Below are 25354 nucleotides of genomic sequence, written 5' to 3' on the forward strand. Positions count from 1 at the left end.
CTTTTCGGTCATGCACTTACTGCCCCTGATTGCAGGTTTCTCGACAGCGCCAATCTTCATGTAAGGCTTCAAGTTTCACTTGTAACGTGGTGTTATATTATTACTATTGTTGCGGTGATACTTTTCATGAGCCGGGATGCTCGCCTTGTTTCGTGAGACCTGCCATGCACAGACGTCAAATCCTGCTCAATATGCTTCTGGCCAGCGCTGCGCTGGCCTTGCCTTTTGGGGCTTACGCCACGCAGATTCGCAATGCCCGGCTGTGGCGCAGCGATGACAAGCTGAGGCTGGTGCTCGATTTGAGCGGGCCTGTGCAATACAAGACTTTCACGCTGGCTGCGCCTGACCGCTTGATCATCGATGTCAGCGGTTCGCGGCTGACCGGGGATTTCAGCCAATTGGCGCTGGATCGAACGGTGATCAAGTCGATTCGTTCCGGGCATTACGGGCATGGTGATGACACTCGCATCGTGCTTGATCTCACCGCGCCTGTGCAGCTCAGCAGTTTTCTGCTCGGGCCGGAAGGCGGGCAGGGGCACCGCCTGGTACTGGACCTGAGTTCTACTGCCAGCGCGCCGGTGCAGATGGCTGCTGTCGCGCCGCCGCCTCCGGTTCAGGTTTCCGACAAGGCTCATCCCAAGCGCGACATCATGGTGGTGGTCGATGCCGGGCATGGCGGCAAGGACCCTGGCGCTGTCGGTTCCCGAGGCGAGCGGGAAAAGGACGTTGTGCTGTCCATCGCTCAATTGCTGGCCAAGCGTCTGAAACGTGAGAAAGGCTTCGATGTGCGGCTGGTACGCAACGATGATTTCTTTGTTCCCCTGCGCAAGCGTGTGGAGTTTGCCCATAAGTCCAAGGCCGACATGTTCATCTCGGTGCATGCCGATGCTGCGCCGCGGCTGACAGCCTCCGGCGCTTCGGTGTTTGCCTTGTCCGAAGGCGGCGCGACATCGGCGACGGCGCGGTTCATGGCCCAGCGTGAAAACGGCGCCGACCTGCTGGGCGCCACCTCGTTGCTCAATCTCAAGGACAAGGACCCGATGCTGGCCGGGGTGATTCTCGACATGTCGATGAACGCTACCATCGCCGCCAGCCTGCAACTGGGCCATACCGTGCTGGGCAGCCTGGAAGGCATCACCACACTGCATCAGAAGCGCGTGGAACAGGCGGGGTTTGCGGTGCTCAAGTCACCGGACGTGCCTTCGATTCTGGTCGAGACGGGGTTCATCTCCAATAGCCGCGATAGCCAGAGACTGGTGACTGCACGCCATCAGCAGGCCGTGGCCGATGGTTTGTTCGAGGGCTTGCAGCGTTACTTCCAGCGCAACCCGCCGCTGGATTCCCACATGGCTTGGGTTCAGGAGCAGAAGAAACAGGCGCAAGCCTGACGTTGCTCAGTGGCAGCCATTCAGACGGCTGCAAGTGATCTTGCTGCGTGTGCCATCGGAGCTGGAAACCCGTGTGATGGTGGTCCAGCCGATACGCTGGATGGTGCCTATCCAGGCATCGCCATTCGAGGCCAGGCCGGTGAAGAAGGTCAACTGATCAAACCGGCTGTTGGTCTGCGCCCAGCGTTTTTTGCCAATCACCTCATAGCCCCGCAAATACGTGGTCGAACCTGCGGTGAAGACGCTATAGCCATTGCCTTGCGCATCGCTGCACGCCAGCAGGTTCGCGCTACGGGTACAGGTCGCCATATCTACGCCGGGCCGCGGGCCTGCCGCCATTATTTGTGTGCTGATCAATAGCAGTAACGTGAACAAGCCTTTTGAAATGTGTTTCACGCAGACGCCCTTTGTCGAACAGGTTGGCAATTTTGCATCGTTATACTATAACATTGTCGGGTGATTAGAGCTGGCTGCCAACGGTGTCGATAACAGGCCCGGTGCAGCCTATATCAACAAGGTGCAAGCCTTGCAACCTGGCCCGAGAATCCTGATGCCCAATCGTCTGCCTGTTACCGTTTTGTCCGGTTTTCTTGGAGCCGGGAAAAGCACCCTCCTCAATTACGTGCTGCGCAACCGCGAAAACCTGCGAGTGGCCGTTATCGTCAACGATATGAGCGAGATCAATATCGATGGCGGCGAAGTTCAGCGTGATGTCAGCCTGAATCGTGCCGAAGAAAAGCTCATCGAGATGAGCAACGGCTGCATTTGCTGCACGTTGCGCGAAGACCTGCTCGAAGAAGTCAGCCGTCTGGCTCAGGATGGGCGCTTCGATTATCTGCTGATCGAATCCACGGGCATTTCCGAACCCTTGCCGGTGGCCGAAACCTTTACCTTCCGCGATGAAGCGGGCAAGAGCCTGGCCGACATGGCGCGGCTGGACACCATGGTGACGGTGGTCGATGGCGTCAATTTCATGCTCGATTATCAGGCTTCCGAAAGCCTGGCCACCCGTGGCGAAACCCTGGGCGAAGAGGATGACCGCTCGATTACCGATCTGCTGATCGAGCAGATCGAGTTCGCGGATGTGATCCTGCTCAGCAAGATCGACCTGATCAGCTCCAGCGAACGTGAAGAGCTGATGGCCATCCTCAAGCGCCTCAACGCCCATGCCGAGATCGTGCCGATGGTGATGGGCGAGGTGCCGTTATCGACCATCCTCAACACCGGTCGTTTCGATTTCGAGCGAGCTTCCCAGGCGCCGGGCTGGCTCAAGGAAATGCGTGGCGAGCATGTGCCGGAAACCGAAGAGTACGGCATCGCCTCCACGGCTTACCGGGCGCGTCGTCCTTTCCATCCAGAGCGTTTTTTCAACTTCATCGATCGCCCATGGACCAACGGCAAACTGCTGCGCTCCAAGGGCTTCTTCTGGCTGGCGAGCAAATACAAGGATGCGGGCAGCTGGTCCCAGGCTGGCGGCCTGATGCGGCATGGTTTTGCAGGCCGCTGGTGGCGCTTCGTGAGTCGCGCGCACTGGCCGCAGGATCAGGAGAACATTACGTCGATCATGGACAACTGGTCGCCTGAAACCGGCGATTGCCGTCAGGAGCTGGTGTTCATCGGGCAAAACATCGACTTCGCCCAACTGATCGCAGAGCTGGATGACTGTTTGCTTACCGACGACGAACTGGCCATGGGCGCGGAGAGCTGGCGCCTGTTGCCTGACCCGTTTGGTGACTGGTACGACGAGGAGGCTGCCTGATGCTGGCACCCGTATTGAAGTTTCAGCCCCGTGCCCGTCAGGTGCAGGGCGAGACGCCCGAAGTGTTGGGGCAGGTGCTGGAAGACGGCGTCAACCTGTCGGTCTGGCAGCGCCAATTGCCCGCGCATATCGAGGATTTCGGCGCATTGCTGTTGTCCCTGAACGAGCCCCTGTCGGAGTCCATGACTCTGGAAGTGCAGGGCGGTGATGTCGAGCCCAATCTGCAAGGCCTGGCCTCGGGCTATGCCGACTTGCAGGGGTATGACGGGTTTATCGCAGACGTGTCATGGCTGGTCAGTGCTTATGCATGCCTGCTGGGCGCTGAATGTGTCGGCCTGCGCTTGCGGGCGCTGGACAAAGCCATGTGCCCGCGCTTTCACGTCGATCACGTACCGGTGCGTCTGGTTACTACCTATGCCGGGATCGGCAGCCAGTGGCTCAAGGAACACGCCATCGACCGCAAACAACTTGGCAGCCCAGAGGCCGAACCGCAGGACCCGAGCCGTATCCAGCAGATCCATTGCGGGGAAGTCGCCTTGCTCAAGGGCGAGCGCTGGAGCGGTAACGAAGGTTTGGGGCTGGTGCATCGTTCGCCACAACTGGAGCGCAACGAACGGCGTTTGATCCTGACCTTGGACTGGCTGGCCTAATTGGGCGTCAGCCACTTGCCCTTGCTTTGCCCCTCACAAAACGGCTTGAGGTAAAGCGCGTCGCTGGCAATGCCGTAATAGTGGATATTCTCGTGATAGGGCATATTGGCAACCTGTGCGTTGCTGCATATGCCAAAGGCACCTGCCGGACAACTTTGCGAGAAGGTCACTTCTGTTTTCTGGCCTGCCAGTTGCGGTTGGCAGAAGCCGTCGCGGAACAGGTCTTCCGGGATATTCAGGTTTTCCTGACAGACTTTGACGTCTAACCTCTCAGCCTGGCTGTGCACCAGACACGCTTGGGCCAATACCTTGCCCGATGCCATTGTCAGCAGCATCAACGCCAATCGAACAGGCAGCCTGATGGCTCGCATTGTCAGCTTTCCTTCATCATTGTTTGCAAACGACACTCTCCAGAAGCGACTCCAGATGCTGCAGAACATTGCGACCCATGTGATCGGTGGCCCGCTGGGCGCCGGCAAGACCAGCCTTATCAGGCATCTGCTGAGCCAGAAACCGGCCGATGAGCGCTGGGCGGTGCTGATCAACGAGTTTGGTCAGATCGGTCTGGATGCTGCGCTTTTGACCGTGGATGCCGATGGTATCGCACTTGGCGAAGTGGCTGGCGGCTGCCTGTGCTGCGTCAACGGCGTGCCGTTTCAGATCGGCCTGGGACGCCTGCTGCGCAAGGCCAGGCCCGCCCGCCTGTTCATCGAACCTTCGGGCCTGGGGCATCCCGCACAACTCATGGCCCAGTTGCGCCAGGCACCATGGCTGGGTGTGCTCAGTGTGCAACCTGGCGTGATGGTGCTCGATGCGATCAGCATGGCGGCAGGTCAGCCGCTACCGGTTACCCAGCAGGATGCGTTGGCGGATGCTGGTCTGGTGGTGATGAACAAGGCGCAGGGTATCGACGATGCGTCACGCAGGCGTTTGGCCGAGGCATTGCCGGAGCATTCGCTGATCTGGGTTGAGCAAGGCCAGCTTGCGTTGGCGCAACTGCCCGGTTTTCTGGAGCACGGAGCTGTGGATAACCGTGCTGTGGATAACCTCATTCTGCCCCCAGGCCTCGGGCAATTGCCTGCTGTCTGGAATGATCCGAACGAGCCGATCCGTCAGAGCCAGGAGAGCCCGGACGGCTGGAGTATCGGCTGGCGCTGGCATCCTTCCCGGCAGTTCGATCGGGCAAAGCTGCTGCAATGGCTGGAAAGCCTGACGTGGCGGCGCGCCAAGATGGTTATCCACAGCCCCGACGGCTGGTTTTCAGCCAATGGGCTGGAAGGCTCGCAACTTGAATGGCAAGGCAGCGAGTGGCGCCAGGATTCGCGTCTGGAATTGATCTTTGCGACGCCGCAGGACAGCGTCATGTTGCAGACGCAATTGGCTCACTGCTTGCGTTGCTGATGAGTCTCGCGCCACTTGTTCATTTCGATGATTTCAGCGCTAGGTGGTGGCGTTTTAATTTCAAACGGGTAGGGTGCGAGTTCGATCTGGGCCGAATGGGCACCGAACATCGTGATCGTACCGGGGTGACGTTGTTCTCCGGTGACGGTGAACTCGAAGCCGTAGATACGGGCCAGACGCTTGTGGCCCTGAGCATCGCGGATGAAAGCCAGACGACGCAGAGCGACATTGCCGTCGAGCAGTTCCAGGTCGAGCCGGGCACAATGCTGTTTGACCCGCTCCAGCGCTCGCTCGCGCAGACCGTGGGCATGCCACAACCAGGCTGCCGCACTTGCGAACAGCATCAGCACGAAAATGTTTCCCAGGGTCAACATGGCAGAGTGCTCCTACTCAGGAGTCTTCAGCTTAACTGCCCGAAGTGATTTACAGCCATACTGCGCGACTTAAATTTCTTATTACTGCACTTGCATCGTGTTCAGGATCCTCCCATGAAACGTACACCTCACTTGCTCGCCATCCAGTCCCATGTGGTGTTCGGCCACGCAGGCAACGGCGCAGCGGTGTTCCCTATGCAGCGTATCGGGGTCAATGTCTGGCCGCTCAATACGGTCCAGTTCTCCAACCACACCCAATACAAGCAATGGACCGGCGAAGTGCTGGCTCCGCAGCAGATCCCGGCGTTGATCGAGGGTATTGCGGCAATTGGTGAACTGGGCAACTGCGATGCCGTGCTTTCCGGCTATCTGGGCAGCGCGGCGCAGGGGCGGGCGATTCTGACGGGGGTGGCGCGTATCAAGGCGGCCAATCCCAAAGCGCTGTATTTGTGCGACCCGGTGATGGGGCATCCCGAGAAGGGCTGCATCGTTCCGGCCGAGGTCAGCGATTTTCTGCTGGAAGAAGCAGCGGCAGTGGCGGATTTCATGTGCCCGAACCAGCTGGAGCTGGACAGCTTTGCCGGTCGCAAGCCCGAGTCCCTTCTCGATTGCCTGGCCATGGCGAGATCGTTACTGGCGCGAGGCCCCAAGGCTGTGCTGGTCAAGCATCTGGATTACCCCGGCAAGGCGGCGGATGGTTTTGAAATGTTGCTGGTGACCGCCGATGCCAGCTGGCACCTGCGTCGTCCGCTGCTGGCCTTTCCGCGTCAGCCGGTGGGTGTGGGTGATCTGACGTCCGGCTTGTTCCTGGCGCGTGTGCTGCTGGGTGATGATCTGGTGGCCGCTTTCGAGTTCACGGCTGCGGCAGTGCATGAAGTGCTGCTGGAAACCCAGGCCTGTGGCAGCTACGAGCTGGAGCTGGTGCGGGCACAGGACCGGATTGCCCATCCGCGGGTGCGGTTTGAGGCGGTGCGGTTGTAATGGTCTTGGCGAATGAATTCGCTCCTGCCGATTAATGCCGATCACTTAAGGTCATAAATCACTTTGTGGGAGGCAGCTTGCTGGCGACTTCAGCGTACAGACGCAGAATATCTGCCGGTTTCACAGGCATTTTCGCCAGCAAGCTGCCTCCTACACGTTTTGTTTGCGCCTTAACTGATTGGCATTACTCCTGCCGATCGAATTCATTTGCGAACAACGTATTACAGGGATTCTTCCTTGATCTCCTGATAACGCTTTTCCAGCTCCTGGCGAATCTGGCGGCGTTGCTGGGCCTGGATGAAGCGGCGTTTGCCTTCGGCGGTTTCCGGCTCCAGCGGCGGGACGCTGGCTGGCTTGCGGTTGTCGTCCACCGCGACCATGGTGAAGAAGCAACTGTTGCTGTGACGCACCGAGCGCTCGCGGATGTTCTCGGTCACGACCTTGATCCCGACCTCCATCGAGGTATTGCCGGTGTAGTTCACCGAGGCCAGAAAGGTCACCAGCTCACCGACGTGAACCGGCTCGCGGAAAATCACCTGATCCACAGACAGCGTCACCACGTAGCGACCGGCATAACGGCTGGCGCAGGCGTAAGCGACTTCATCCAGATACTTGAGCAAAGTACCGCCATGTACATTGCCAGAGAAGTTGGCCATGTCCGGGGTCATCAATACAGTCATCGACAGCTGGGCGTTTCCGGGTTCCATAGCGTACTCACACGGTCAAGGTCATCATGAGTGGCGCCTTGTGCCGGCGCTCACGAGGGTGGTTCTATTACCTGCAACAGACAGTTATCGGGACGTTGGCTGATGCAATGCCGTCACGCCTGCGAATCTATCTGTTTCCATATATTGCACCGGCTTTCTCTCGACGGGTGCAGTGTTACTCTCCCAAAACCCGTGGATCGGGTTTTTTCTTACGCTTTTAGCCGCGTTTTCTTGATGCAGCTTCCGATTTTTCAGCTTTGCTGGCTACTCGGGAGAGGTAGGCATCATTTCTCAATAAGGAGCCACACCCATGCATGCCGTCAATTTTATCCAGGATTTGGCAGTGATCATGCTGGTGGCGGGTGTGGTGACTATTCTCTTCCATCGCCTCAAGCAGCCGGTGGTACTGGGCTATATCGTGGCGGGGTTCATCATTGGCCCGCATACACCGCCTGTCGGGCTGATTCACGATGAAGGGACCATCAAGACCCTCGCCGAGCTTGGGGTGATCTTCCTGATGTTCTGCCTGGGCCTGGAGTTCAGCCTGCGCAAGCTGTTCAAGGTGGGAGCCACTGCATTCATTGCGGCCTTCCTCGAAATTGCCCTGATGATCTGGATCGGCTATGAAATCGGCCAGTTCTTTGGCTGGAAAACCATGGATTCGCTGTTCCTGGGCGCGATCCTGGCCATTTCCTCGACCACCATCATCGTCAAGGCCCTCAACGACCTGAAGATGAAGAACCAGCACTTTGCCCAACTCATCTTCGGGGTGTTGATCGTCGAAGACATTCTGGGGATCGGCATCATCGCTTTGCTGTCGGGGATTGCTGTCAGCGGCTCGGTCAGCTCAGGCGAAGTCTTCTCCACGGTCGGCAAGCTGTCGCTGTTCATGATCGTGGCCCTGGTGGTCGGCATTCTGCTGGTGCCGCGCCTGCTGTCCTACGTCGCGAAGTTTGAAAGCAACGAAATGCTGCTGGTGACTGTACTGGGCCTGTGTTTCGGTTTCTGTCTGCTGGTCGTGAAGCTGGAATATAGCATGGTGCTGGGGGCGTTCCTGATTGGCGCGATCATGGCCGAGTCTCGTCAACTGGTGAAAATCGAGCACCTGATCGAGCCTATTCGCGACATGTTCAGCGCCATCTTCTTTGTTGCCATTGGCCTGATGATCGATCCCAAAGTCCTGCTGGAATATGCATGGCCCATCGCGCTGATTACCGTCGCAGTGGTGTTGGGCAAGATGCTGTCCTGCGGGCTGGGGGCTTTCATTGCCGGTAATGATGGCCGGACTTCGTTGCGCGTCGGCATGGGGCTGTCACAGATTGGCGAGTTTTCCTTCATCATCGCGGCGTTGGGTATGACCTTGCAGGTCACCAGTGATTTTCTGTATCCCGTGGCTGTGGCCGTTTCGGCCATTACCACGCTGCTGACCCCGTACCTGATCCGCGCTGCCGACCCGCTGTCGCTCAAACTGGCTGCTGTGGTGCCTCGCCGGATGGCGCGAGTGTTCGGCATGTACGGCGAATGGCTGCGCAGCATCCAGCCACAAGGGCAGGGCGCGGTGCTGGCGTCGATGATCCGGCGGATATTGCTGCAGGTCGGGGTCAACCTGGCGCTGGTGATCGCTATCTTCTTCAGCGGCGGCTATTTTGCCGGACGCATTGGCGCTTACATGAATGAATGGGTCAGCGATGTGGGCCAGCAGAAAGCCTGGATCTGCGGAGCGGCCTTACTGTTGTCGCTGCCGTTCCTGATTGCGGCGTATCGCAAGCTCAAGGCGCTATCGATGCTGCTGGCCGAGATGGGCGTGAAGCCGGAAATGGCCGGGCGTCACACCGTGCGGGTGCGCAAGGTGGTGGCGGAGGTGATTCCGTTGCTGTCGCTGGTGGTGATCTTCATCCTGCTGGCAGCCCTGTCGGCGAGCATTCTGCCGACAAGCGAGCTGCTGCTGGTGATCGTGTTGATTGCGGCGGTGGTTGCAGCATTGCTGTGGCGCTGGTTCATTCGCGTGCATACGCGGATGCAGATTGCCTTGCTGGAAACGCTGGGCAACAACAATCAGGAGTCGTCCGGGCATTGAGCCCGGCGATACCTTCTTGCGGGGTGTCTCAGCTTTCCAGCCAGACATCCCGTGCCCAGTGCCAGACAGATTCCCAGTTCTCTTCGGTCACCAGCTCTTCTTCGCCGGACCACAACACCACAGTGCCGTCTTCTTCGACGCAGTAATAGTCGTCGCCGTCCTGGCAGATCGGGATCAGTTCACGAGGCACACCCAGATCCCACGCAGTCGCGGCTACATCCGGCAGATAGGTGTGTGACTGAGGGTCGGTCACGGTGACTGGCTCAAGGCTGCCATACACGACGTCGCTGACGGTCAGAAGAAATTCTTTGAAGACGTAAGGGATATTGATAAACAGCTGTTCCTCGATCTCGACGAGTTGGTCCTCGTCAGGCAGTTCGAGGGGAACCGGAACCGGCTCGTTTTGTTCACGCAGTTGTTCGATGACTTCTTCCACGACATGGGTCCTCTAAGCTTGATGGCGCGGGTTATACAGTAGCCTAAAGCTTTTCTCAAAATAACTACCCGATCGGATAGGCTCTGTACGAAAAATCCTGGTCGGCCTGCTTTCAATTCACATCAAGCGTGGGACCTTTCAGACTTGCTTTTGTTAGCTGCAGGTGACTAAAAATAAAAACCCCGGAACAGGTCCGGGGTTCGGTGCTGCTGGATATGCCTGGGATCAGCCGTTCTGGCGAATACCGGCAACCAGCCAAGGTTGGTTGTCGCCCTGGGCGCGCTCCATGTTCCAGCTTTCGCTGAACACTTCGCCCTGATCAAAGCGCGAAGTCTTGGAGATGCCGGAGAAGGTCAGGGTCGCGATGGTTTTGTCAGCGCGATCATCCACACCTTCCAGCTGGACGTTCAGGTTGTCGATGTAGGTCGACTGGAAGGCATCGCCAAGGTCAGCACGTTCCTTTTTCAGGAACTGCAGCATTTGTGGCGTTACGAACTCGGCAATCTTGTCCATCTCGTTCGCATCCCAGTGCTGCTGCAGCGACTGGAAGTGGCTACGGGCGGCTTCCAGGAAGCGCTCTTCGTTGAACCAGGCCGGAGCGTTGATGACCGGAGCGGCAGGGGCCGACGAAGCGCCACCGAAGATAGAGTTTTGCGCTGGCTGGCTGGTTTCACGCTGGTAAGGAGCACCGGCACCGGCCATTTTCGGCTGTTGCTGCTGACGACGACGCGCAATGAAGCGGAAGATCAGGAAGGCGATGAGGCCCATGATCAGGATGTCGAAGATCTGCAGGCCGTTGAAGCCATCACCCATGAACATTGCAGCCAGCAGGCCACCGGCAGCGATGCCGGCCAATGGGCCTAACCAGCGCGAAGCGCCACTGGCAGCAGCGGCCGGACGACCGGCAGCGTTAGGGGCTGCGGCTGGAGTAGCCGGAGCGGCCTGGCGTGCCTGGTGCGACGGTGCCGAGCCCATGCTCTTGCCACCACCAAAACGTGCGGCGTTCACATCCAGACTCATGGTGAGCCCGATGCACAGCGCCAGAGCCATGCTTAGAAAACGTTGCATAAGGGTATTCCCGTTGTATGAATGCATGCGCGCCATGTTGCACAGGAGGGCAGTCCATGGCTAGTGCGTTAATGTTTCGGATTTTTGCACAAATCCCGTAAGACCTGTCTATTTGGGCGGTAGGCGAGGAAATAAAGTTCTGTGGGAATTTTCTTTATACGCCGCCGTAGGAGCGAATTCATTCGCGAATATTTTCTTCGCGAATGAATTCGCTCCTACGGAGTCCGATCAGATCGGCACCAGCTTCGCATAACCCATCATCAGCCACTTGCTGCCTTCAGAGAAGTTGACCTGCACCCTGGCCTGTGCGCCGGAGCCCTCGAAGTTGAGGATTACGCCTTCACCGAATACCGCATGCTGTACGTGCTGGCCCAGGGTGAACTGGGTTTCGGGGATGCCGGTGCCCGTGAACAGGCTGCTGTTGCTGACTTTCTGGGTGCCACCGAAAGGACGGCTGACGCTATTGGACAGGCGCACTTCCTGGATCAGCGTCGGCGGAATCTCGCGGACGAAGCGCGACACTTTGTTGTAAGTCTCGCTGCCATACAGACGACGGGTTTCGGCGTAGGTCATCACCAGCTGTTGCATGGCGCGGGTGATGCCGACGTAGGCCAGGCGGCGCTCTTCTTCCAGACGGCCCGGTTCTTCCAGGCTCATCTTGTGCGGGAACAGTCCTTCTTCCATGCCCACCAGAAACACATAAGGGAATTCCAGGCCCTTGGCGCTGTGCAGGGTCATGAGCTGAATGCTGTCTTCGTGCTCCTGAGCCTGGGTGTCGCCCGCTTCCAGCGATGCATGGCCGAGGAAAGCCGCCAGCGGGGTCAGCTCTTCGTCATCTTCATTGTTCTCGAAGTTGCGCGCAGCGCTGACCAGTTCCTCAAGGTTTTCCACCCTGGCCTGACCTTTTTCACCTTTTTCCTGTTGGTGGTAGGCGATCAGCCCCGATTGCTCGATGACGGTCTGGGTCATCAGGTGCAAGGGCATTTCCATGACCTTGGCCGACAGGTTCTCGATCAGTTCGATGAAAACGTTCAAGGCTCCGGCTGCCCGGCCAGTCAGGCCTTTGTTGGCGACCAGTTGGCGCATTGCCTCCCACATGGAGATATCGGTGTGGCGCGCATGCTCGCGGATAGCCTCGACGGTTTTCTCGCCAATGCCGCGTGCCGGGACGTTGATGACCCGTTCCAGCGCGGCATCGTTGCCACGGCCTTCCAGCAGGCGCAGATAGGCCATGGCATTCTTGATCTCGGCGCGCTCGAAGAATCGCTGGCCGCCGTAGATGCGGTAAGGAATACGCTCGCGCAACAAGGCTTCTTCCAGTACTCGCGACTGGGCGTTGGAGCGATACAGAATGGCGATATCGTTACGCGAAAGGCCGGTCTTCAAGGCGCTTTCGATGGTTTCGACCACGTAGCGCGCTTCGTCGTGTTCGTTGAAGGCGGCATACAGGTTGATCAGCTCGCCATCGCCCACGTCCGTCCACAGCTCTTTGCCCAGGCGACCGCTGTTGTTGACGATCAAGCCGTTGGCAGCCTTGAGAATGCTTGCCGTCGAGCGGTAGTTCTGTTCAAGGCGGATGACTTCGGTATCCGGGAAGTCCGACGAGTACTGATGAATGTTCTCGATCTTCGCGCCACGCCAGCCATAAATGGACTGGTCGTCATCGCCGACCACCATCAGGCTGTCGCCGCCTTGTGCCAGCAGCCGCAACCAGGCGTACTGCACGGCGTTGGTGTCCTGGAATTCGTCCACCAGCACATGGCGGAAGCGCCGCTGATAATGCGCCAGCAGGCCTGGATGATCGCGCCACAGGTCCAGTGCGCGCAGCAGCAGCTCGGAGAAGTCGATGACGCCGGCGCGCTGGCAGGCGATTTCATAGGCTTCGTAGATCGACTTCATGGTGCCCAGGAACAGGTCGCCGCTGGCCTGGATGTGTTTGGGACGCAGGCCTTCGTCTTTCTGGCCATTGATGAACCACTGGGCCTGACGTGCCGGCCAGCGCTGTTCGTCCAGCCCCAGTTCGCGAATCACGCGCTTGACCAGCCGTTGCTGATCGTCGCTGTCCAGAATCTGGAAGGTTTGTACCAGCCCCGCTTCCTGCCAGTGTGCCCGCAGCAGGCGGTGCGCCAGACCGTGGAAGGTGCCGACCCACATGCCTGCCGGGCTGATGCCCATCAATTGCTCGATGCGATGACGCATCTCGGCTGCGGCCTTGTTGGTGAATGTCACCGACAGGACCGAATGCGGGGAGGCTTGCTCGACCTGCATCAGCCATGCGATGCGATGCACCAGCACACGGGTTTTGCCGGAACCAGCGCCGGCCAGGACCAACTGACGACCCAGAGAGGCAGCTACGGCCTGACGCTGGGCATCGTTGAGGGAATTGAGAAGGAGAGAGAGATCATCGCGCATCGACGCATTCTAGGGTGCTGCGCCATGGCGGGCAAACCATGCTTTGTCATGGGTAATAAAAAAGTCGTCGATGCTGACGATCGGTCATCTCAGGCTACAGACAGCGTCCGTTGTGCCTGATGCCCTTTGATCAATGCTTTGAACGTCACAGTTTTATGGTAGTGGCAGTTTGGTCTGGCTCAGCGCTTGTGTATGCTCGACACACGCCAAGGCCCTATCAAATACAAGAACCCAGCCATGCCTTTCAGCTTCAGCGCCCACGATGCTTCTGACACCAGCCGACGGGGTATTCGCAAGAAGTTCGCTACCCGGTTGAGGGTCGAGCGCACGCGCCTGCTTTATCAGGGGTCGTTGCTGCCGACCTTGTTCATGCTTGTCAGTGGTCTGGTCTGCGCATGGCTGCTCTGGAGCCCTGAACGCTACGTGCTCGTCAGTATCTGGCTGCTCTGGCTGGCGGTACTTGTGGGCCTGCGAATCATCCAGGTTGCCGCGTTTCGGGCGGCATCCCCTGAGCGTCAGGCCCGGCCTGTCTGGCGACGAATGTTTCTGCTGGGTGCCGCTGTCAGTGGCCTGACGCTGGCTTGTGCGGCCATGGCGTTGGTGCCTGTGGCCAGTTTCGAGCAACAGGCCTGGGTGTTCGGCATGATCGGTGGTGCGACGCTGTGTGCCAGTGTGGCCTACGCCGTCAGCCTCACCGCGTTCCTTACCTTCAGCCTGTCATGCCTGTTGCCGCCGATCGTTTATCTGTTTCTGGGCGGCGACGTGCCCTTTCGCGGCTGGGGCTGGCTCGGCCTGATTCTGTTGTTTGCTCTGATCGTCGTGGCTTGGCAGATCAATCGCCTGATACTGCGCAGCCTGTTGCAGCGCTTTCAGAATCAGGCCCTGATCGAGCACTTGCAGCAAGCCCAGGCCAAGGGCGATGAACTTAATGAAAGCCTGGCCAGGGAAGTCGAGCAGCGCCGCCAGGCCGAGCATAGCCTGCGCGAGGCGCAAGCCGGGCTGGAGGAGCGGGTTGCGCAGCGCACCCTGGAGCTGGAGGCGGCCAATCTGGCCTTGAGCAAAAGCCCGCCGCGTCTTGCCGAGAAAGTTTTCGATGCGGTCAGCGAAAGCATCATGATTTTCGACCCGCAGTACCGGATTCTCACCATCAATCAGGCTTTTTCCCGGCTCACGGGCTACGCGCCTGAGGATGTGGTGGGGCGTCAGGTCATGGATATCGCCAGCAGTCGCGATGCTCGCCGCCACTTCCAGGCGATTCACCATGCCTTGGAGCAGACAGGAAGCTGGCAGGGCGAGCTGGTGGAGGCGCGTAAAAACGGCGAGCTGTATCCGCAATGGCTGCAAATGAATGTCGTGCGCGATATTGCAGGGAATGTCAGTCATATAGTCGGCTTCTTTACAGACTTGTCGGCTAATCGTGAGTCCGAGGAGCGCATGCGCTACCTCACCTATTTCGATGAGTTGACGGGGCTGGCCAATCGCTCGCAGTTCAAGGAGCGCCTGCGTGAAGCCAATCAGCGTGTGCGTCAGGGCGGAAGAAGCCTGGCACTGCTGCATATCAATCTGGATCGTTTCAAGCTGCTCAATGAAAGCCTGGGGCATGAAGTTGCGGACCAGTTGCTCAAGCACGTTGCCCGTCGACTGATCAGCGCCATGCCGGAGGCGGACACCATTGCGCGCCTGTCTGGCGATGAGTTCGCGGTGTTGTTCGATGCCTATGCCAACCTTTCCAGTCTGGCGCGGGTCACCAGCCGTTTGTTGAGCAAACTGCGCACGCCTTTATCGGTGGCGGGCAACGAACTGGTCATCAGTGCCTCGGTGGGGATCAGTCTGCTGCCCGACTCTGCCCGGGAAATCTCGGCACTCGTGAGCCAGGCCAACATGGCGATGCGGCATGCCAAGCATCTGGGCGGCAACAACTTCCAGTTCTTCACCGAAAGCCTGCGAGCCAGCACTCTGGAGCGCCTGCAACTGGAGATCCAGTTGCGTAAAGCCATTGAAGATCACCAGCTACAAGTCTTCTATCAACCCAAGATGCTGCTGGAAAATGGTCGCCTGGATGCGGCAGAGGCGCTGGTGCGCTGGAACCATCCGACACGGGGCATGGTGCCGCCGGGTGAGTTCATCGGGTTGGCCGAAGAAACCGGCCTGATTGGCGATATCGGGGAGTTCGTTCTGCGTCAGGCCTGCTGGCAGGCTTGTGAATGGCAGCGTCAGGGGCTGGAGCCGATCCGCGTTTCGGTCAACCTGTCGGTCCACCAGTTGCGTCAGGGCAAGCTGGTCAGTCTGGTGCGGCAAGTGCTGGATGAAACGGGGCTGGCTCCGCAGTTGCTTGAGCTTGAGCTGACCGAAAGCCAGTTGCTGGACAGCGTCGAACATATCATCTCGACCTTTCAGCAGTTACGCGAACTGGGCGTGAAATTGGCCATCGACGACTTTGGCACCGGCTACTCTTCATTGAGTTATCTGAAACGCTTCCCGGTGGATTACGTAAAGATCGACCAGGCGTTTATCCGCGGCCTGGATGACGGCACGGAAGATGCGGCAATCATTCAGGCGATCATCTCCATGGCTCACAGCCTGGGGCTCAAGGTCGTGGCTGAAGGTGTCGAGAACGAAAAACAACTGGAGTTTCTCAAGGCGCAGGGTTGCGACGAGGTTCAGGGCTATTTGATCAGTCGGCCGATCGAAGCTTCGGTGATGGCAGGTTTGCTGGATCGATCCCGGTGAGGTAGCAGTCCTCTGGAATGTAGGATTATTCCCACAAAAAAGAAGAATTTGTCATTCAAAGGCTTGTGTATGACGTTCAGGGCTCGTTTAACTGGGCGGCTCGCAGGTCATGTAGTATAACTACAAGAAAGCTACAACCCGCCAACCGCACCACTAGCGAGTCTGCCTCTTGAATCTGCTGCAACACATCGCCCAGTCACGTAATTTGCTGCGCAAGTCGGAGCTCAAGGTAGCCGACCATGTGCTGCTTGATCCTGCGGCTGTGATGCACAGTTCCATGGCTGACCTTGCTCATAGCGTCGGGATCAGTGAGCCGACCATCGTGCGTTTCTGCCGTGCCATTGGCTGCACGGGGTTTCAGGACCTTAAGCTCAAACTGGCGCAAAGCCTGGCAGCCGGCGCAAGCTTCGGGCAGTTCGCGATTCACGAAGATGATTCGGTTGCCGATTACAGCCTGAAGATTTTCGACACTACGCTGCACACCCTCATGGAAGTGCGCGAGAACCTTGATCCCCATGCCTTGCAACTGGCCGTGACCGCCATGGCGGGCGCCAATCGGGTGGAGTTCTATGGTTTCGGCGCTTCGGGCGCTGTGGCGGCCGATGCCCAGCACAAGTTCTTTCGTTTGTTGCTGAGCGCTGCGGCCTATTCCGATCCGCACATGCAGGCAATGTCGGCGGTGACCTTGAAGCCGACCGATGTAGCGGTGTGCATTTCCCAGTCCGGCCGCTCCAAGGACTTGCTGATTTCGGCGAACCTGGTTCGCGAAAGCGGCGCAACGCTCATCACGCTATGCCCGAGCCAGACACCTCTGGCCGAGCTGTCGTCGGTCAATCTGGCCATCGATGTACATGAAGACACCGAAATCTACACCCCGCTGACTTCGCGCATTGCGCATCTGGTCGTGATCGATGTGCTGGCGATGGGTGTCGCCATGGCTCGCGGCCCGAGCCTGGTCAACCACCTCAAGAGCGTCAAACGCAGTCTGCGCAGCCTGCGACTGTCGCCCAAGTCGGTGAAGGCCCACGAGGATTGAGGGGCGAACCTTCATCAACTTGTCACGCATTCGCCGCCTGATCGTCATGCCCTCGCGCCACTCTGTACTCCCGCAACGTATTGGGAGACAGGACATGGCTCGGCATTACGATGACTTACCCAACAGCACCGTCAAGACTCGTCGTCAACAGGAAGACCAGCGCCGAATGGAGTTTCGTCGCGCGATTGAAAGCTACTGCGAAGCGCGGCAGCTCAATCAGGACCTCTGCGATTACATGGACAGCATGACCGGTAACCACTGGCAGGCTAACCAGCCGTCCGAGGACGTCCGTCGAAGCGTTCGACAAGCTGGCTGATCTGCGCACGTTCGGTGCGGATGAACGCAAGGAAGGCGTGAGCGACGGGAGACAGGCGTTTATCCCTGGCTTGTACCACGCACCAACTGCGATAAAGCGGCAACTCCGCCACGGGCAGCTCCTTGAGGGCGCCGGTGGCGAGTTCCATGCTGACGGCGTGACGGGTCAGCAGCGCCAGCCCGAGCCCGGCGACCACGCATTCGCGTTGTGCTTCGCTGGATGACACTTCCTGTGTCTGGGTGAAATGCACGCGCTTTTCCTTGAAGTACTCCTCACAGGCCCTTCGTGTTCCTGACCCTGATTCGCGAATCAGCAGCGGCCAGGGCTCCAGGTCTTTCAGGCTCAGTTGCTCCCGATCACACAGCGGATGGCTCGCTGGCGCAACGGCGACAATCGGGTTGTTGAGAAAAGGCAGGAACTCCAGGCCCATGTCCTGCGGCACCATGGACATCACCACCAGATCGTCGCGGTTGTCCGACAGGCGCCGGATGACCATGGCGCGGTTGACCACGGTCAGGTTGAGGATGACTTCCGGGTGCTGGCGCTTGAAGGCTGCGAACACGTGCGGGATGAAATATTTGCAGCTCGACTCGATGGCCAGCTTCAACTGGCCCTGCAATGAACCCTGCATGTCGGAAAGCTGCATATCCAGGCTTTCCAGGCGGCCGAAGATGTCACGGCTGGCCAGTTGCAGCGCTTCGGCGGCTTCGGTCAGGTAGAGTTTTTTGCCGACATACTCGAACAGCGGCTGCCCGATCAGCTCTTCAAGCTGTCGGATCTGCAGGCTGACAGCCGGCTGAGTGAGGGACATTTCCTCGGCGGCGCGACTGTAGGAGCGCAGGTCGCACACCTCATTGAAAATTCGTAACTGACGCAATGTCATACGCATCAATGACTTACGCATGATCAACAACTCCTGCCAATGGCTTAAGTACTGACTATAAGCTTTTGCTTATGCCTATCCCAATTTTTACTCATTTTTATTAATCGCTGATCAGGCATAGGGTGTCCCTGCGTCATTCAGCCACATACGCAGTTACAAAAAGACAGTAACTACACTGCGTAATGCGGCCTTGCGCCGACCGGCTCTGCCGGTTCGATTGTCCTTATGGTCGAGGAAATGCCAGTGATAACAAAAATCCTGATCGCCAACCGTGGAGAGATTGCCGTCCGGATCGTGCGTGCATGCGCCGAAATGGGCATCCGCTCGGTTGCGATCTTTTCGGACGCCGACCGCCATGCCTTGCATGTCAAACGTGCCGACGAAGCCTATAGCATTGGCGCTGAACCTCTCGCCGGTTACCTGAACCCGCGCAAGCTGGTGAACCTGGCAGTGGAAACCGGGTGCGATGCACTGCATCCCGGCTACGGCTTCCTCTCGGAAAACGCCGAACTGGCGGAAATCTGCGCCGAGCGCGGCGTGAAGTTCATCGGCCCGTCCGCAGAAGTCATTCGCCGCATGGGCGACAAGACCGAAGCGCGTCGCAGCATGATAAAAGCCGGTGTGCCGGTCACGCCGGGTACGGAAGGCAACGTCGCGGATATTCAGGAAGCCTTGCTTGAAGGTGATCGCATCGGTTATCCGGTGATGCTCAAGGCGACTTCCGGTGGCGGTGGCCGTGGCATTCGCCGCTGCAACAGCCGCGACGAGCTGGAGCAGGCTTTCCCGCGGGTGATCTCCGAAGCCACCAAGGCTTTCGGCTCGGCGGAAGTCTTCCTGGAAAAGTGCATCGTCAATCCCAAGCACATCGAGGCGCAGATTCTCGGCGACAGCTTCGGCAATGTCGTGCATCTGTTCGAGCGCGACTGCTCCATCCAGCGGCGTAACCAGAAGCTGATCGAAATCGCACCCAGCCCGCAACTGACCCCCGAACAGCGTGCCTATATCGGTGATCTGTCAGTGCGTGCCGCCAAGGCAGTGGGTTACGAGAATGCCGGTACCGTGGAGTTCCTGCTCGCCGATGGCGAGGTGTATTTCATGGAGATGAACACCCGGGTTCAGGTGGAGCACACCATCACCGAAGAGATTACCGGCATCGATATCGTTCGCGAGCAGATCCGCATCGCGTCCGGTCTGCCGCTGTCGATCAAGCAGGAAGACATTATTCATCGTGGTTTTGCCCTGCAATTCCGGATCAATGCTGAAGACCCGAAAAACAACTTCCTGCCCAGTTTCGGCAAGATCACTCGCTATTACGCGCCCGGCGGGCCTGGCGTGCGGACGGATACGGCGATCTACACCGGTTACACGATCCCGCCGTTCTATGACTCGATGTGCCTGAAACTGATCGTCTGGGCGCTGACCTGGGAAGAAGCGATGGACCGCGGCCTGCGTGCGCTGGACGACATGCGCCTGCAGGGCGTGAAGACCACGGCTGCCTATTATCAGGAAATCCTGCGCAACCCGGAATTTCGCAGCGGCCAGTTCAACACCAGCTTCGTTGAAAGCCACCCTGAACTGACCAATTACTCGATCAAGCGCAAACCCGAAGAGTTGGCCCTGGCCATCGCTGCCGCCATCGCCGCCCACGCAGGGTTGTAAAAAATTGAGCGGCAAGCTGCAAGTGACAAGCTACAAGGAAGAGCGAATCGGCTTTTTCTTGAGGCTTGTAGCTTGCAACTTGCAGCTATAAGGAGCCCCAACATGCCTAAGAAAATCTTTGTCACCGACACCATCCTGCGCGACGCTCACCAATCGTTGCTGGCGACCCGCATGCGTACCGAAGACATGCTGCCGATCTGCGACAAGCTCGACAAGGTCGGCTACTGGTCGCTGGAAGTGTGGGGCGGTGCGACCTTTGATGCTTGTGTGCGGTTTCTGAAGGAAGACCCGTGGGAGCGCCTGCGCCAGTTGCGTGTGGCCTTGCCCAACACTCGTCTGCAAATGCTGCTGCGCGGCCAGAACCTGCTGGGCTATCGCCATTACAGCGATGACGTGGTGCAGGCATTTGTCGCCAAGGCGGCGGAAAACGGTATCGATGTGTTCCGTATCTTCGACGCCATGAACGATGTGCGTAACCTGAAGGTCGCCATCGAAGCGGTGAAAGCGGCGGGCAAGCATGCCCAGGGCACCATCGCTTACACCACCAGCCCGGTCCACACCATCAGCGCTTTCGTGGAGCAGGCGCGGCAGATGGAAGCCATGGGTTGCGACTCGGTGGCTATCAAGGACATGGCCGGTCTGTTGACTCCTTACGCCACGGGCGAACTGGTCAAGGCATTGAAGGCCGAGCAATCGCTGCCGGTCTTTATCCACTCCCATGACACCGCTGGCCTGGCGGCCATGTGTCAGCTCAAGGCTGTCGAAAACGGGGCCGACCATATCGACACGGCCATCTCCAGCTTTGCCTGGGGCACCAGCCATCCGGGTACTGAGTCCATGGTTGCCGCTCTCAAGGGCAGCGAGTTCGACACCGGCCTCGATCTGGAACTGTTGCAGGAAATCGGCTTGTACTTCTACGCCGTGCGCAAGAAGTACCACCAGTTCGAGAGCGAGTTCACCGCAGTCGACACCCGCGTGCAGGTCAATCAGGTGCCGGGCGGCATGATTTCCAACCTGGCCAACCAGCTCAAGGAGCAGGGTGCTCTCAGCCGTATGGGCGAAGTGCTGGCCGAGATCCCGCGTGTCCGAAAGGATCTGGGCTATCCGCCGCTGGTGACACCGACTTCCCAGATCGTTGGTACCCAGGCGTTCTTCAACGTGCTGGCAGGCGAGCGTTACAAGACCATCACCAACGAAGTGAAGCTGTACCTGCAAGGCGGCTACGGCAAGGCGCCGGGTGAAGTGGATGCCAGGCTGCGTCGTCAGGCCATCGGCAACGAGGACCTGATCGATGTGCGCCCGGCCGATCTGCTCAAACCGGAAATGACCAAGCTTCGTGGCGAGGTTGGTGATCTTGCGCAATCCGAAGAGGACGTGCTGACTTACGCCATGTTCCCTGACATTGGCCGCAAGTTCCTCGAAGAGCGCGCTGCGGGGACTCTGAAACCTGAAGAGCTGTTGCCGATTCCTGAAGCGGGCAGCGTAGGCAAGGCGGGCGGAGAAGGCGTACCGACCGAGTTCGTGATCGATGTTCACGGCGAAACCTACCGTGTGGATATCACTGGTGTGGGCGTCAAGGCGGAGGGCAAGCGCCACTTCTATCTGTCCATCGACGGCATGCCGGAAGAAGTGGTGTTCGAGCCGCTCAACGAATTTGTCGGCGGCGGAGCCAGCAAGCGCAAACAAGCCCATGCACCGGGCCATGTCAGCACCACCATGCCAGGCAACATTGTCGATGTGCTGGTCAAGGAAGGCGATACGGTCAAGGCTGGTCAGGCTGTGCTGATCACCGAAGCGATGAAAATGGAAACCGAAGTCCAGGCGTCCATCGCCGGCAAGGTGGTCGCCATTCATGTCGCCAAAGGTGATCGGGTCAACCCTGGCGAGATCCTGGTCGAGATCGAATGACAGCAACGCTGTAGGAGCGAATTCATTCGCGAAAGGCCATTTCGCGGATCAACGATTTTCCTCGGGGGAGCACATGTGGCTCCCCTTTTTTATTTCCCGGTCATCCGCGAAACGCTTCCAGCCCCTTGATCTGCTGCCCATCCTTGAAGTTATCCACAGCCAGCCAGGCCTCGAAAGCCTTTTGCAGCTCGGGCCATTCGTTGTCGATGATCGAATACCACGCGGTATCGCGGTTCACGTCCTTGGTCACCATATGCTGGCGAAAGAGCCCTTCGTAGCTGAAGCCGAAGCGATCTGCCGCACGCCGGGAGCGGGCGTTATTGGCGTTGCATTTCCACTCCAGCCGGCGGTTGCCCAGAGCAAAGGCTTCCCGGGCCAGCAAGTAGATGGCTTCTGTGCCTTTTGGGGTGCGTTGCATGCTGGCACCAAAGGTCACATGACCTATTTCTATCCGGCCATGAGCAGCGACGATGGACATCAGGCTGATCACGCCTTCGGTCACGCCTGTGGCCTGATCGACCACGCTGTAGAACCATGGGTCAGTGTCCTTGGCATGTCGCTCCAGCCAGAGGTCGAAAGCCTCGCGTTCGCTGAACGGCCCATAAGGCAGGTAATCCCAGAGTTTCGGGTCGGAGTCCGGCCCATTGAGCGCAAGCCAGAGATCGTCGCCATGGCGGGTCGGGTCGAGTTTTTCCAGGCGAATGAAGCGGCCTTCCAGAGTCTTGCTGCCGGGAAGTGCAGCGGGCTGCCAGTGGAGTTGGGTGTCGGACATGAGCAGACTTCCTGCCTCAAAGGGCCTTGCGAAATTGAATGTAGCCGCCGCGTTCGGCGATGCGTTCGTAAAGCTGAATGGCCGTGGTGTTGGTTTCGTGGGTCAGCCAATGTACTTTGTCGCAATCGTTGGCCTTGGCTGTAGCGTAGACATGTTCGATCAATTGCCTGCCGATACCGCTACCGCGTTGTTCGGGGGCCACGATCAAGTCCTGTAGATAACAGGCATTCTTGATGCTCCAGTTGGAGCGGTGGTAGATGAAGTTCACCATACCGACGGCTTTGCCATCCAGCCACGCCAAGGCCGAGTTGGTGGTTTCGGCGGGGTCCAGGATACGTTGCCAGGTAACGTCACTGACGTCATCGGCCAGTTCAGTCTTGTAGAAGCGCAGATAGGCCTGCCACAACGGCAGCCATGCGCCGTGATCGTCGGCAGTTACGGGACGGATTTGAACAGCGGTCATGACTCTCTCCTTCAGCTCATCAAGCGAGCGATTTCCTGGTCTTTCGGATCAAGGCTGGCAGCCAGGCCGTCGCGCACGCCTGCAATGTCCGGGGCGCTGCGGTTCTGGCTGAGTTTGCGCTTGCCCTGCAAGCGCTCGATGGGCAGGGCGAAACCGACAATCGCCCCCAGCATCTTCTCGATGTACTCGGCCGGTGCATCATTGATGGACCACGGCTGCGCACGGCGGGACTCATGCTTGTCGGTGAGGCTGCCGACCAGTTGGTGCAGGCGCTGGGCATCGGTGAAGACTTCGGCCTGGCCATAGGCGTGAACCGCGAGGTAATTCCAGGTCGGTACGACTTTCTCGTGTTCGGCCTTGCCCGGGTAGAAGGACGGGCTCACATAGGCATCGCCACCAGGAAATATCACCATGGCTTCAGTCAGGTTTTCGAGCGCCCGCCACTGGGGGTTGGCTTTGGCCAGATGGCCGTAGAGCGTGCCGTTGGGGCCTTGATCACGATGCAGCAACAGCGGCAGATGAGTGGCCTGCAAACCGCCTTCGCCCTGGGTGACAAGAATCGCCAGGCGGGTTTGCTCCATCAACTCGTGCAACTCAAGCGTGTCGTTCTCACTGAAGGCTTTGGGCGTGTACATGGCAATGTCCTTGGTTAATGGCTAAATCCTAGGCAAGCTATTGGTTCCTTGTAAGAGCCATTACCGATAGATTTCATAGGACCAATTCCATGCTTTCAGGCTCTCCCGCGTTTCCTTTGAACCTCGCCGGTATCGAACTGGATCGGCGCAGGGGCTTGAGTCGGCAGCTTTATCAGGTCTTGCGCCAGCGGATTCTCGATGGCGGTCTTGCCAGTGGCACACGTTTGCCTGCCAGCCGTGATCTGGCGCAGTCGTTGTCTATTTCCCGCAACAGCGTGATGCGTGCCTACGATCAACTGTATGCCGAAGGATTTATCGAAGGCCGCATCGGTGATGGGACTTACGTCGCCCGGTTACCCGATAAGGCGGTGCCTGTTGAACGTTCGCCTGTGAAAAAATTATCCACTGAACTATCCACAGGCTTATCAACAAGGTTACGCACAGGTTTATCCACATTTTCCGCCGAAAACCCTCAGGATGCACCCGATCAAGTTATCCACAACTCGGCGTTGGAGCTTCTGCAAAAGCATCATCTGAATGTTCCCATCAAGGGCGCGCCACGCACATTTCGAGTGGGCGTACCGGCTTTCGATCTTTTTCCCTTTGCCATATGGGGCAAGCTGCATGCGGCTTTTTGGCGCAAGCCGGACCTCCAGCTTTTGGGCTATGGCGAGGCAGCAGGAGAGTGGCGTCTTAGAGAGCTGGTTGCCTTGTATTTACGTTCTTCTCGCGGGCTGCATTGCTCGGCTGAACAAATAGTGATCACCAGTGGCGCACAACAGGCAATCAGTCTTTGTGCACAGTTGCTGTTGGAGGCTGGCGACGGTGTGGCTGTGGAAAACCCGGGCTATCGGGCGGCAGGTCATGCCTTTGCCGTTGCGGGAGGCAGGTTGCAGGGCGTTGCCGTCGATGAGGAGGGCATGCGCTGTGCGGATCTGGAACACACCGACTGTAAGCTGGCTTACGTCACGCCATCCCACCAATACCCGACCGGTGTGGTCATGAGCCTCGCTCGCCGCCTGGAATTGCTGGCCTGGGCAAAAAAGACCCAGGGCTGGATTGTCGAAGACGACTACGACGGCGAGTACCGCTATAGCGGCGCGCCTTTGGCACCATTGGCGGCGCTGGATGGGGAAGGGCGGGTTCTGTATGTCGGTACTTTCGGCAAGGTGGTTTTCCCGGCATTGCGTCTGGGGTATCTGGTCTTGCCCTTGGGGCTGGTCAAGCCGTTCAGCCAGCGTCGGGGTGTGGATATGCGTCACTCCGAGGTCAGCACCCAGATGGTGATGGCGCAATTTATCGCCACTGGTCACTTTCAACGGCATATCCGCCGCATGCGTCGCGCTGCCTTGAGCCGTCGTGATGCACTGCTGGCGGGCTGGCCGGAGAATATTCCGGGCTGTGGCGCGATGCCTAAAGTCGTGGCCGGTCTGCATGTCACGGTCAGGGTGGACAGCCTCGCCCGTGAGCGGGAGTTGATCGAAAAGGCCGAGAGTGTCGGAGTCGAGATCACGGCATTGAGCAGTTATTGGTTGCCGGATTCCACCGAGCCTGTGGATAACCGTACTGGACTGGTCCTGGGGTTTGCTGGCGTGCCGGAAGAAGCGATTGCCGATGCGCTGGAGAGATTGCGTCAGGTCTGGCGGTAGGGGGCGCTTCCACACGGTATGCACGGAAATATTCGAGATCGGATAAAAAC

Annotated in this window: 22 protein-coding genes and 1 pseudogene; 12 read left to right on the forward strand and 11 right to left on the reverse strand. The window is 58.6% G+C overall.

Annotated features, from left to right (window positions below; genetic code table 11):
- Window positions 1–164 precede the first annotated feature (164 nt).
- The gene (locus Q6A51_RS04615; protein ID WP_304574219.1) at window positions 165–1388 is read left to right on the forward strand and encodes an N-acetylmuramoyl-L-alanine amidase; all 1224 of its coding nucleotides are present in this window, start codon (window positions 165–167) and stop codon (window positions 1386–1388) included.
- A gap of 6 nt (window positions 1389–1394) precedes the next feature.
- Here Q6A51_RS04615 and Q6A51_RS04620 read toward each other — a convergent pair whose 3' ends face one another.
- Window positions 1395–1727 (reverse strand): glutamine synthetase, encoded by a 333-nt coding sequence (locus Q6A51_RS04620; protein ID WP_304574240.1) that lies wholly within the window; start codon window positions 1725–1727, stop codon window positions 1395–1397.
- Window positions 1728–1938: 211 nt separating this feature from the next.
- Here Q6A51_RS04620 and zigA point away from each other — a divergent pair, with 211 nt between their 5' ends.
- A complete protein-coding gene (gene zigA, locus Q6A51_RS04625; protein WP_201019740.1) occupies window positions 1939–3147 on the forward strand; it encodes a zinc metallochaperone GTPase ZigA in 1209 nt (402 codons plus the stop codon).
- Window positions 3147–3797 carry a DUF1826 domain-containing protein gene (locus Q6A51_RS04630; RefSeq protein ID WP_304574220.1) on the forward strand — a complete coding sequence of 217 codons (651 nt, stop codon included), beginning with the start codon at window positions 3147–3149 and terminating at the stop codon, window positions 3795–3797. The genes zigA and Q6A51_RS04630 overlap by 1 nt, the downstream gene beginning before the upstream one ends.
- On the opposite strand, the gene Q6A51_RS04635 is transcribed toward Q6A51_RS04630, so the two are convergent.
- Window positions 3794–4168 carry an NADH:ubiquinone oxidoreductase gene (locus Q6A51_RS04635; protein ID WP_201019738.1) on the reverse strand — a complete coding sequence of 125 codons (375 nt, stop codon included), beginning with the start codon at window positions 4166–4168 and terminating at the stop codon, window positions 3794–3796. The two genes, Q6A51_RS04630 and Q6A51_RS04635, sit on opposite strands and share 4 nt — an antisense overlap.
- A 55-nt stretch (window positions 4169–4223) precedes the next feature.
- On the opposite strand from Q6A51_RS04635, the gene Q6A51_RS04640 reads away from it, so the two are divergent.
- Entirely contained in the window at window positions 4224–5198 is a 975-nt protein-coding gene (locus tag Q6A51_RS04640) for a CobW family GTP-binding protein (protein WP_304574221.1), read from the forward strand.
- Here Q6A51_RS04640 and Q6A51_RS04645 read toward each other — a convergent pair.
- Window positions 5180–5572 (reverse strand): DUF3301 domain-containing protein, encoded by a 393-nt coding sequence (locus Q6A51_RS04645; RefSeq protein ID WP_201001294.1) that lies wholly within the window; start codon window positions 5570–5572, stop codon window positions 5180–5182. The genes Q6A51_RS04640 and Q6A51_RS04645 overlap by 19 nt on opposite strands.
- 114 nt (window positions 5573–5686) lie before the next feature.
- Between Q6A51_RS04645 and pdxY the strand changes: the two genes are divergently transcribed.
- Entirely contained in the window at window positions 5687–6553 is an 867-nt protein-coding gene (gene pdxY, locus Q6A51_RS04650; protein ID WP_304574222.1) for a pyridoxal kinase PdxY, read from the forward strand.
- Window positions 6554–6774: 221 nt separating this feature from the next.
- Here pdxY and Q6A51_RS04655 read toward each other — a convergent pair whose 3' ends face one another.
- Entirely contained in the window at window positions 6775–7260 is a 486-nt protein-coding gene (locus tag Q6A51_RS04655; protein ID WP_025262582.1) for an acyl-CoA thioesterase, read from the reverse strand.
- Window positions 7261–7570: 310 nt separating this feature from the next.
- Here Q6A51_RS04655 and Q6A51_RS04660 point away from each other — a divergent pair, with 310 nt between their 5' ends.
- The gene (locus Q6A51_RS04660) at window positions 7571–9337 is read left to right on the forward strand and encodes a cation:proton antiporter (RefSeq protein WP_201001292.1); all 1767 of its coding nucleotides are present in this window, start codon (window positions 7571–7573) and stop codon (window positions 9335–9337) included.
- A gap of 28 nt (window positions 9338–9365) precedes the next feature.
- Here Q6A51_RS04660 and Q6A51_RS04665 read toward each other — a convergent pair whose 3' ends face one another.
- The 3 genes from Q6A51_RS04665 to uvrD form a co-directional block, all read right to left on the reverse strand.
- On the reverse strand, window positions 9366–9773 hold the full coding sequence (locus Q6A51_RS04665) for an SMI1/KNR4 family protein (RefSeq protein WP_025262580.1): 408 nt from the start codon (window positions 9771–9773) through the stop codon (window positions 9366–9368).
- Window positions 9774–9998: 225 nt separating this feature from the next.
- Window positions 9999–10841 carry a Tim44 domain-containing protein gene (locus tag Q6A51_RS04670; RefSeq protein WP_201019735.1) on the reverse strand — a complete coding sequence of 281 codons (843 nt, stop codon included), beginning with the start codon at window positions 10839–10841 and terminating at the stop codon, window positions 9999–10001.
- A gap of 228 nt (window positions 10842–11069) precedes the next feature.
- Window positions 11070–13253 (reverse strand): DNA helicase II, encoded by a 2184-nt coding sequence (uvrD, locus tag Q6A51_RS04675; protein WP_304574223.1) that lies wholly within the window; start codon window positions 13251–13253, stop codon window positions 11070–11072.
- Between the two features lie 237 nt (window positions 13254–13490).
- On the opposite strand from uvrD, the gene Q6A51_RS04680 reads away from it, so the two are divergent.
- The 3 genes and pseudogenes from Q6A51_RS04680 to Q6A51_RS04690 all read left to right on the forward strand — a co-directional run bounded on the left by Q6A51_RS04680 (window position 13491) and on the right by Q6A51_RS04690 (window position 17335).
- Window positions 13491–15983 (forward strand): putative bifunctional diguanylate cyclase/phosphodiesterase, encoded by a 2493-nt coding sequence (locus Q6A51_RS04680; protein ID WP_304574224.1) that lies wholly within the window; start codon window positions 13491–13493, stop codon window positions 15981–15983.
- A gap of 169 nt (window positions 15984–16152) precedes the next feature.
- Window positions 16153–17060, forward strand: a pseudogene (gene hexR, locus Q6A51_RS04685) (transcriptional regulator HexR).
- Window positions 17061–17113: 53 nt separating this feature from the next.
- Window positions 17114–17335, forward strand: coding sequence for a PA3496 family putative envelope integrity protein (locus Q6A51_RS04690; RefSeq protein WP_201019732.1), 222 nt, complete (start codon window positions 17114–17116; stop codon window positions 17333–17335).
- Here Q6A51_RS04690 and Q6A51_RS04695 read toward each other — a convergent pair.
- The gene (locus tag Q6A51_RS04695) at window positions 17286–18239 is read right to left on the reverse strand and encodes a LysR family transcriptional regulator (RefSeq protein ID WP_201019731.1); all 954 of its coding nucleotides are present in this window, start codon (window positions 18237–18239) and stop codon (window positions 17286–17288) included. The genes Q6A51_RS04690 and Q6A51_RS04695 overlap by 50 nt on opposite strands.
- A 222-nt stretch (window positions 18240–18461) precedes the next feature.
- On the opposite strand from Q6A51_RS04695, the gene Q6A51_RS04700 reads away from it, so the two are divergent.
- Together Q6A51_RS04700 and oadA are read left to right on the forward strand one after the other, a co-directional pair.
- Complete coding sequence (locus Q6A51_RS04700) at window positions 18462–19877, forward strand: acetyl-CoA carboxylase biotin carboxylase subunit (RefSeq protein WP_201001283.1); 1416 nt, start codon at window positions 18462–18464, stop codon at window positions 19875–19877.
- A 102-nt stretch (window positions 19878–19979) separates the two neighbouring features.
- Window positions 19980–21785, forward strand: a complete 1806-nt coding sequence (gene oadA, locus Q6A51_RS04705) for a sodium-extruding oxaloacetate decarboxylase subunit alpha (RefSeq protein ID WP_304574225.1) — start codon at window positions 19980–19982, stop codon at window positions 21783–21785.
- Between the two features lie 100 nt (window positions 21786–21885).
- Here oadA and Q6A51_RS04710 read toward each other — a convergent pair whose 3' ends face one another.
- The 3 genes from Q6A51_RS04710 to Q6A51_RS04720 are packed head-to-tail and all read right to left on the reverse strand — an operon-like array spanning window position 21886 to window position 23655.
- A complete protein-coding gene (locus tag Q6A51_RS04710; protein ID WP_304574226.1) occupies window positions 21886–22557 on the reverse strand; it encodes a GNAT family N-acetyltransferase in 672 nt (223 codons plus the stop codon).
- A gap of 16 nt (window positions 22558–22573) precedes the next feature.
- A complete protein-coding gene (locus Q6A51_RS04715) occupies window positions 22574–23020 on the reverse strand; it encodes a GNAT family N-acetyltransferase (protein ID WP_304574227.1) in 447 nt (148 codons plus the stop codon).
- Between the two features lie 11 nt (window positions 23021–23031).
- On the reverse strand, window positions 23032–23655 hold the full coding sequence (locus Q6A51_RS04720; RefSeq protein ID WP_200986385.1) for an FMN-binding negative transcriptional regulator: 624 nt from the start codon (window positions 23653–23655) through the stop codon (window positions 23032–23034).
- 89 nt (window positions 23656–23744) lie between these two features.
- Here Q6A51_RS04720 and pdxR point away from each other — a divergent pair, with 89 nt between their 5' ends.
- On the forward strand, window positions 23745–25304 hold the full coding sequence (gene pdxR / locus Q6A51_RS04725; RefSeq protein WP_304574228.1) for a MocR-like pyridoxine biosynthesis transcription factor PdxR: 1560 nt from the start codon (window positions 23745–23747) through the stop codon (window positions 25302–25304).
- Window positions 25305–25354: the final 50 nt, after the last annotated feature.

It is taken from the genome of Pseudomonas serbiensis, assembly GCF_030580745.1.
In the GTDB taxonomy this organism is placed as follows: Bacteria; Pseudomonadota; Gammaproteobacteria; order Pseudomonadales; family Pseudomonadaceae; genus Aquipseudomonas; species Aquipseudomonas serbiensis.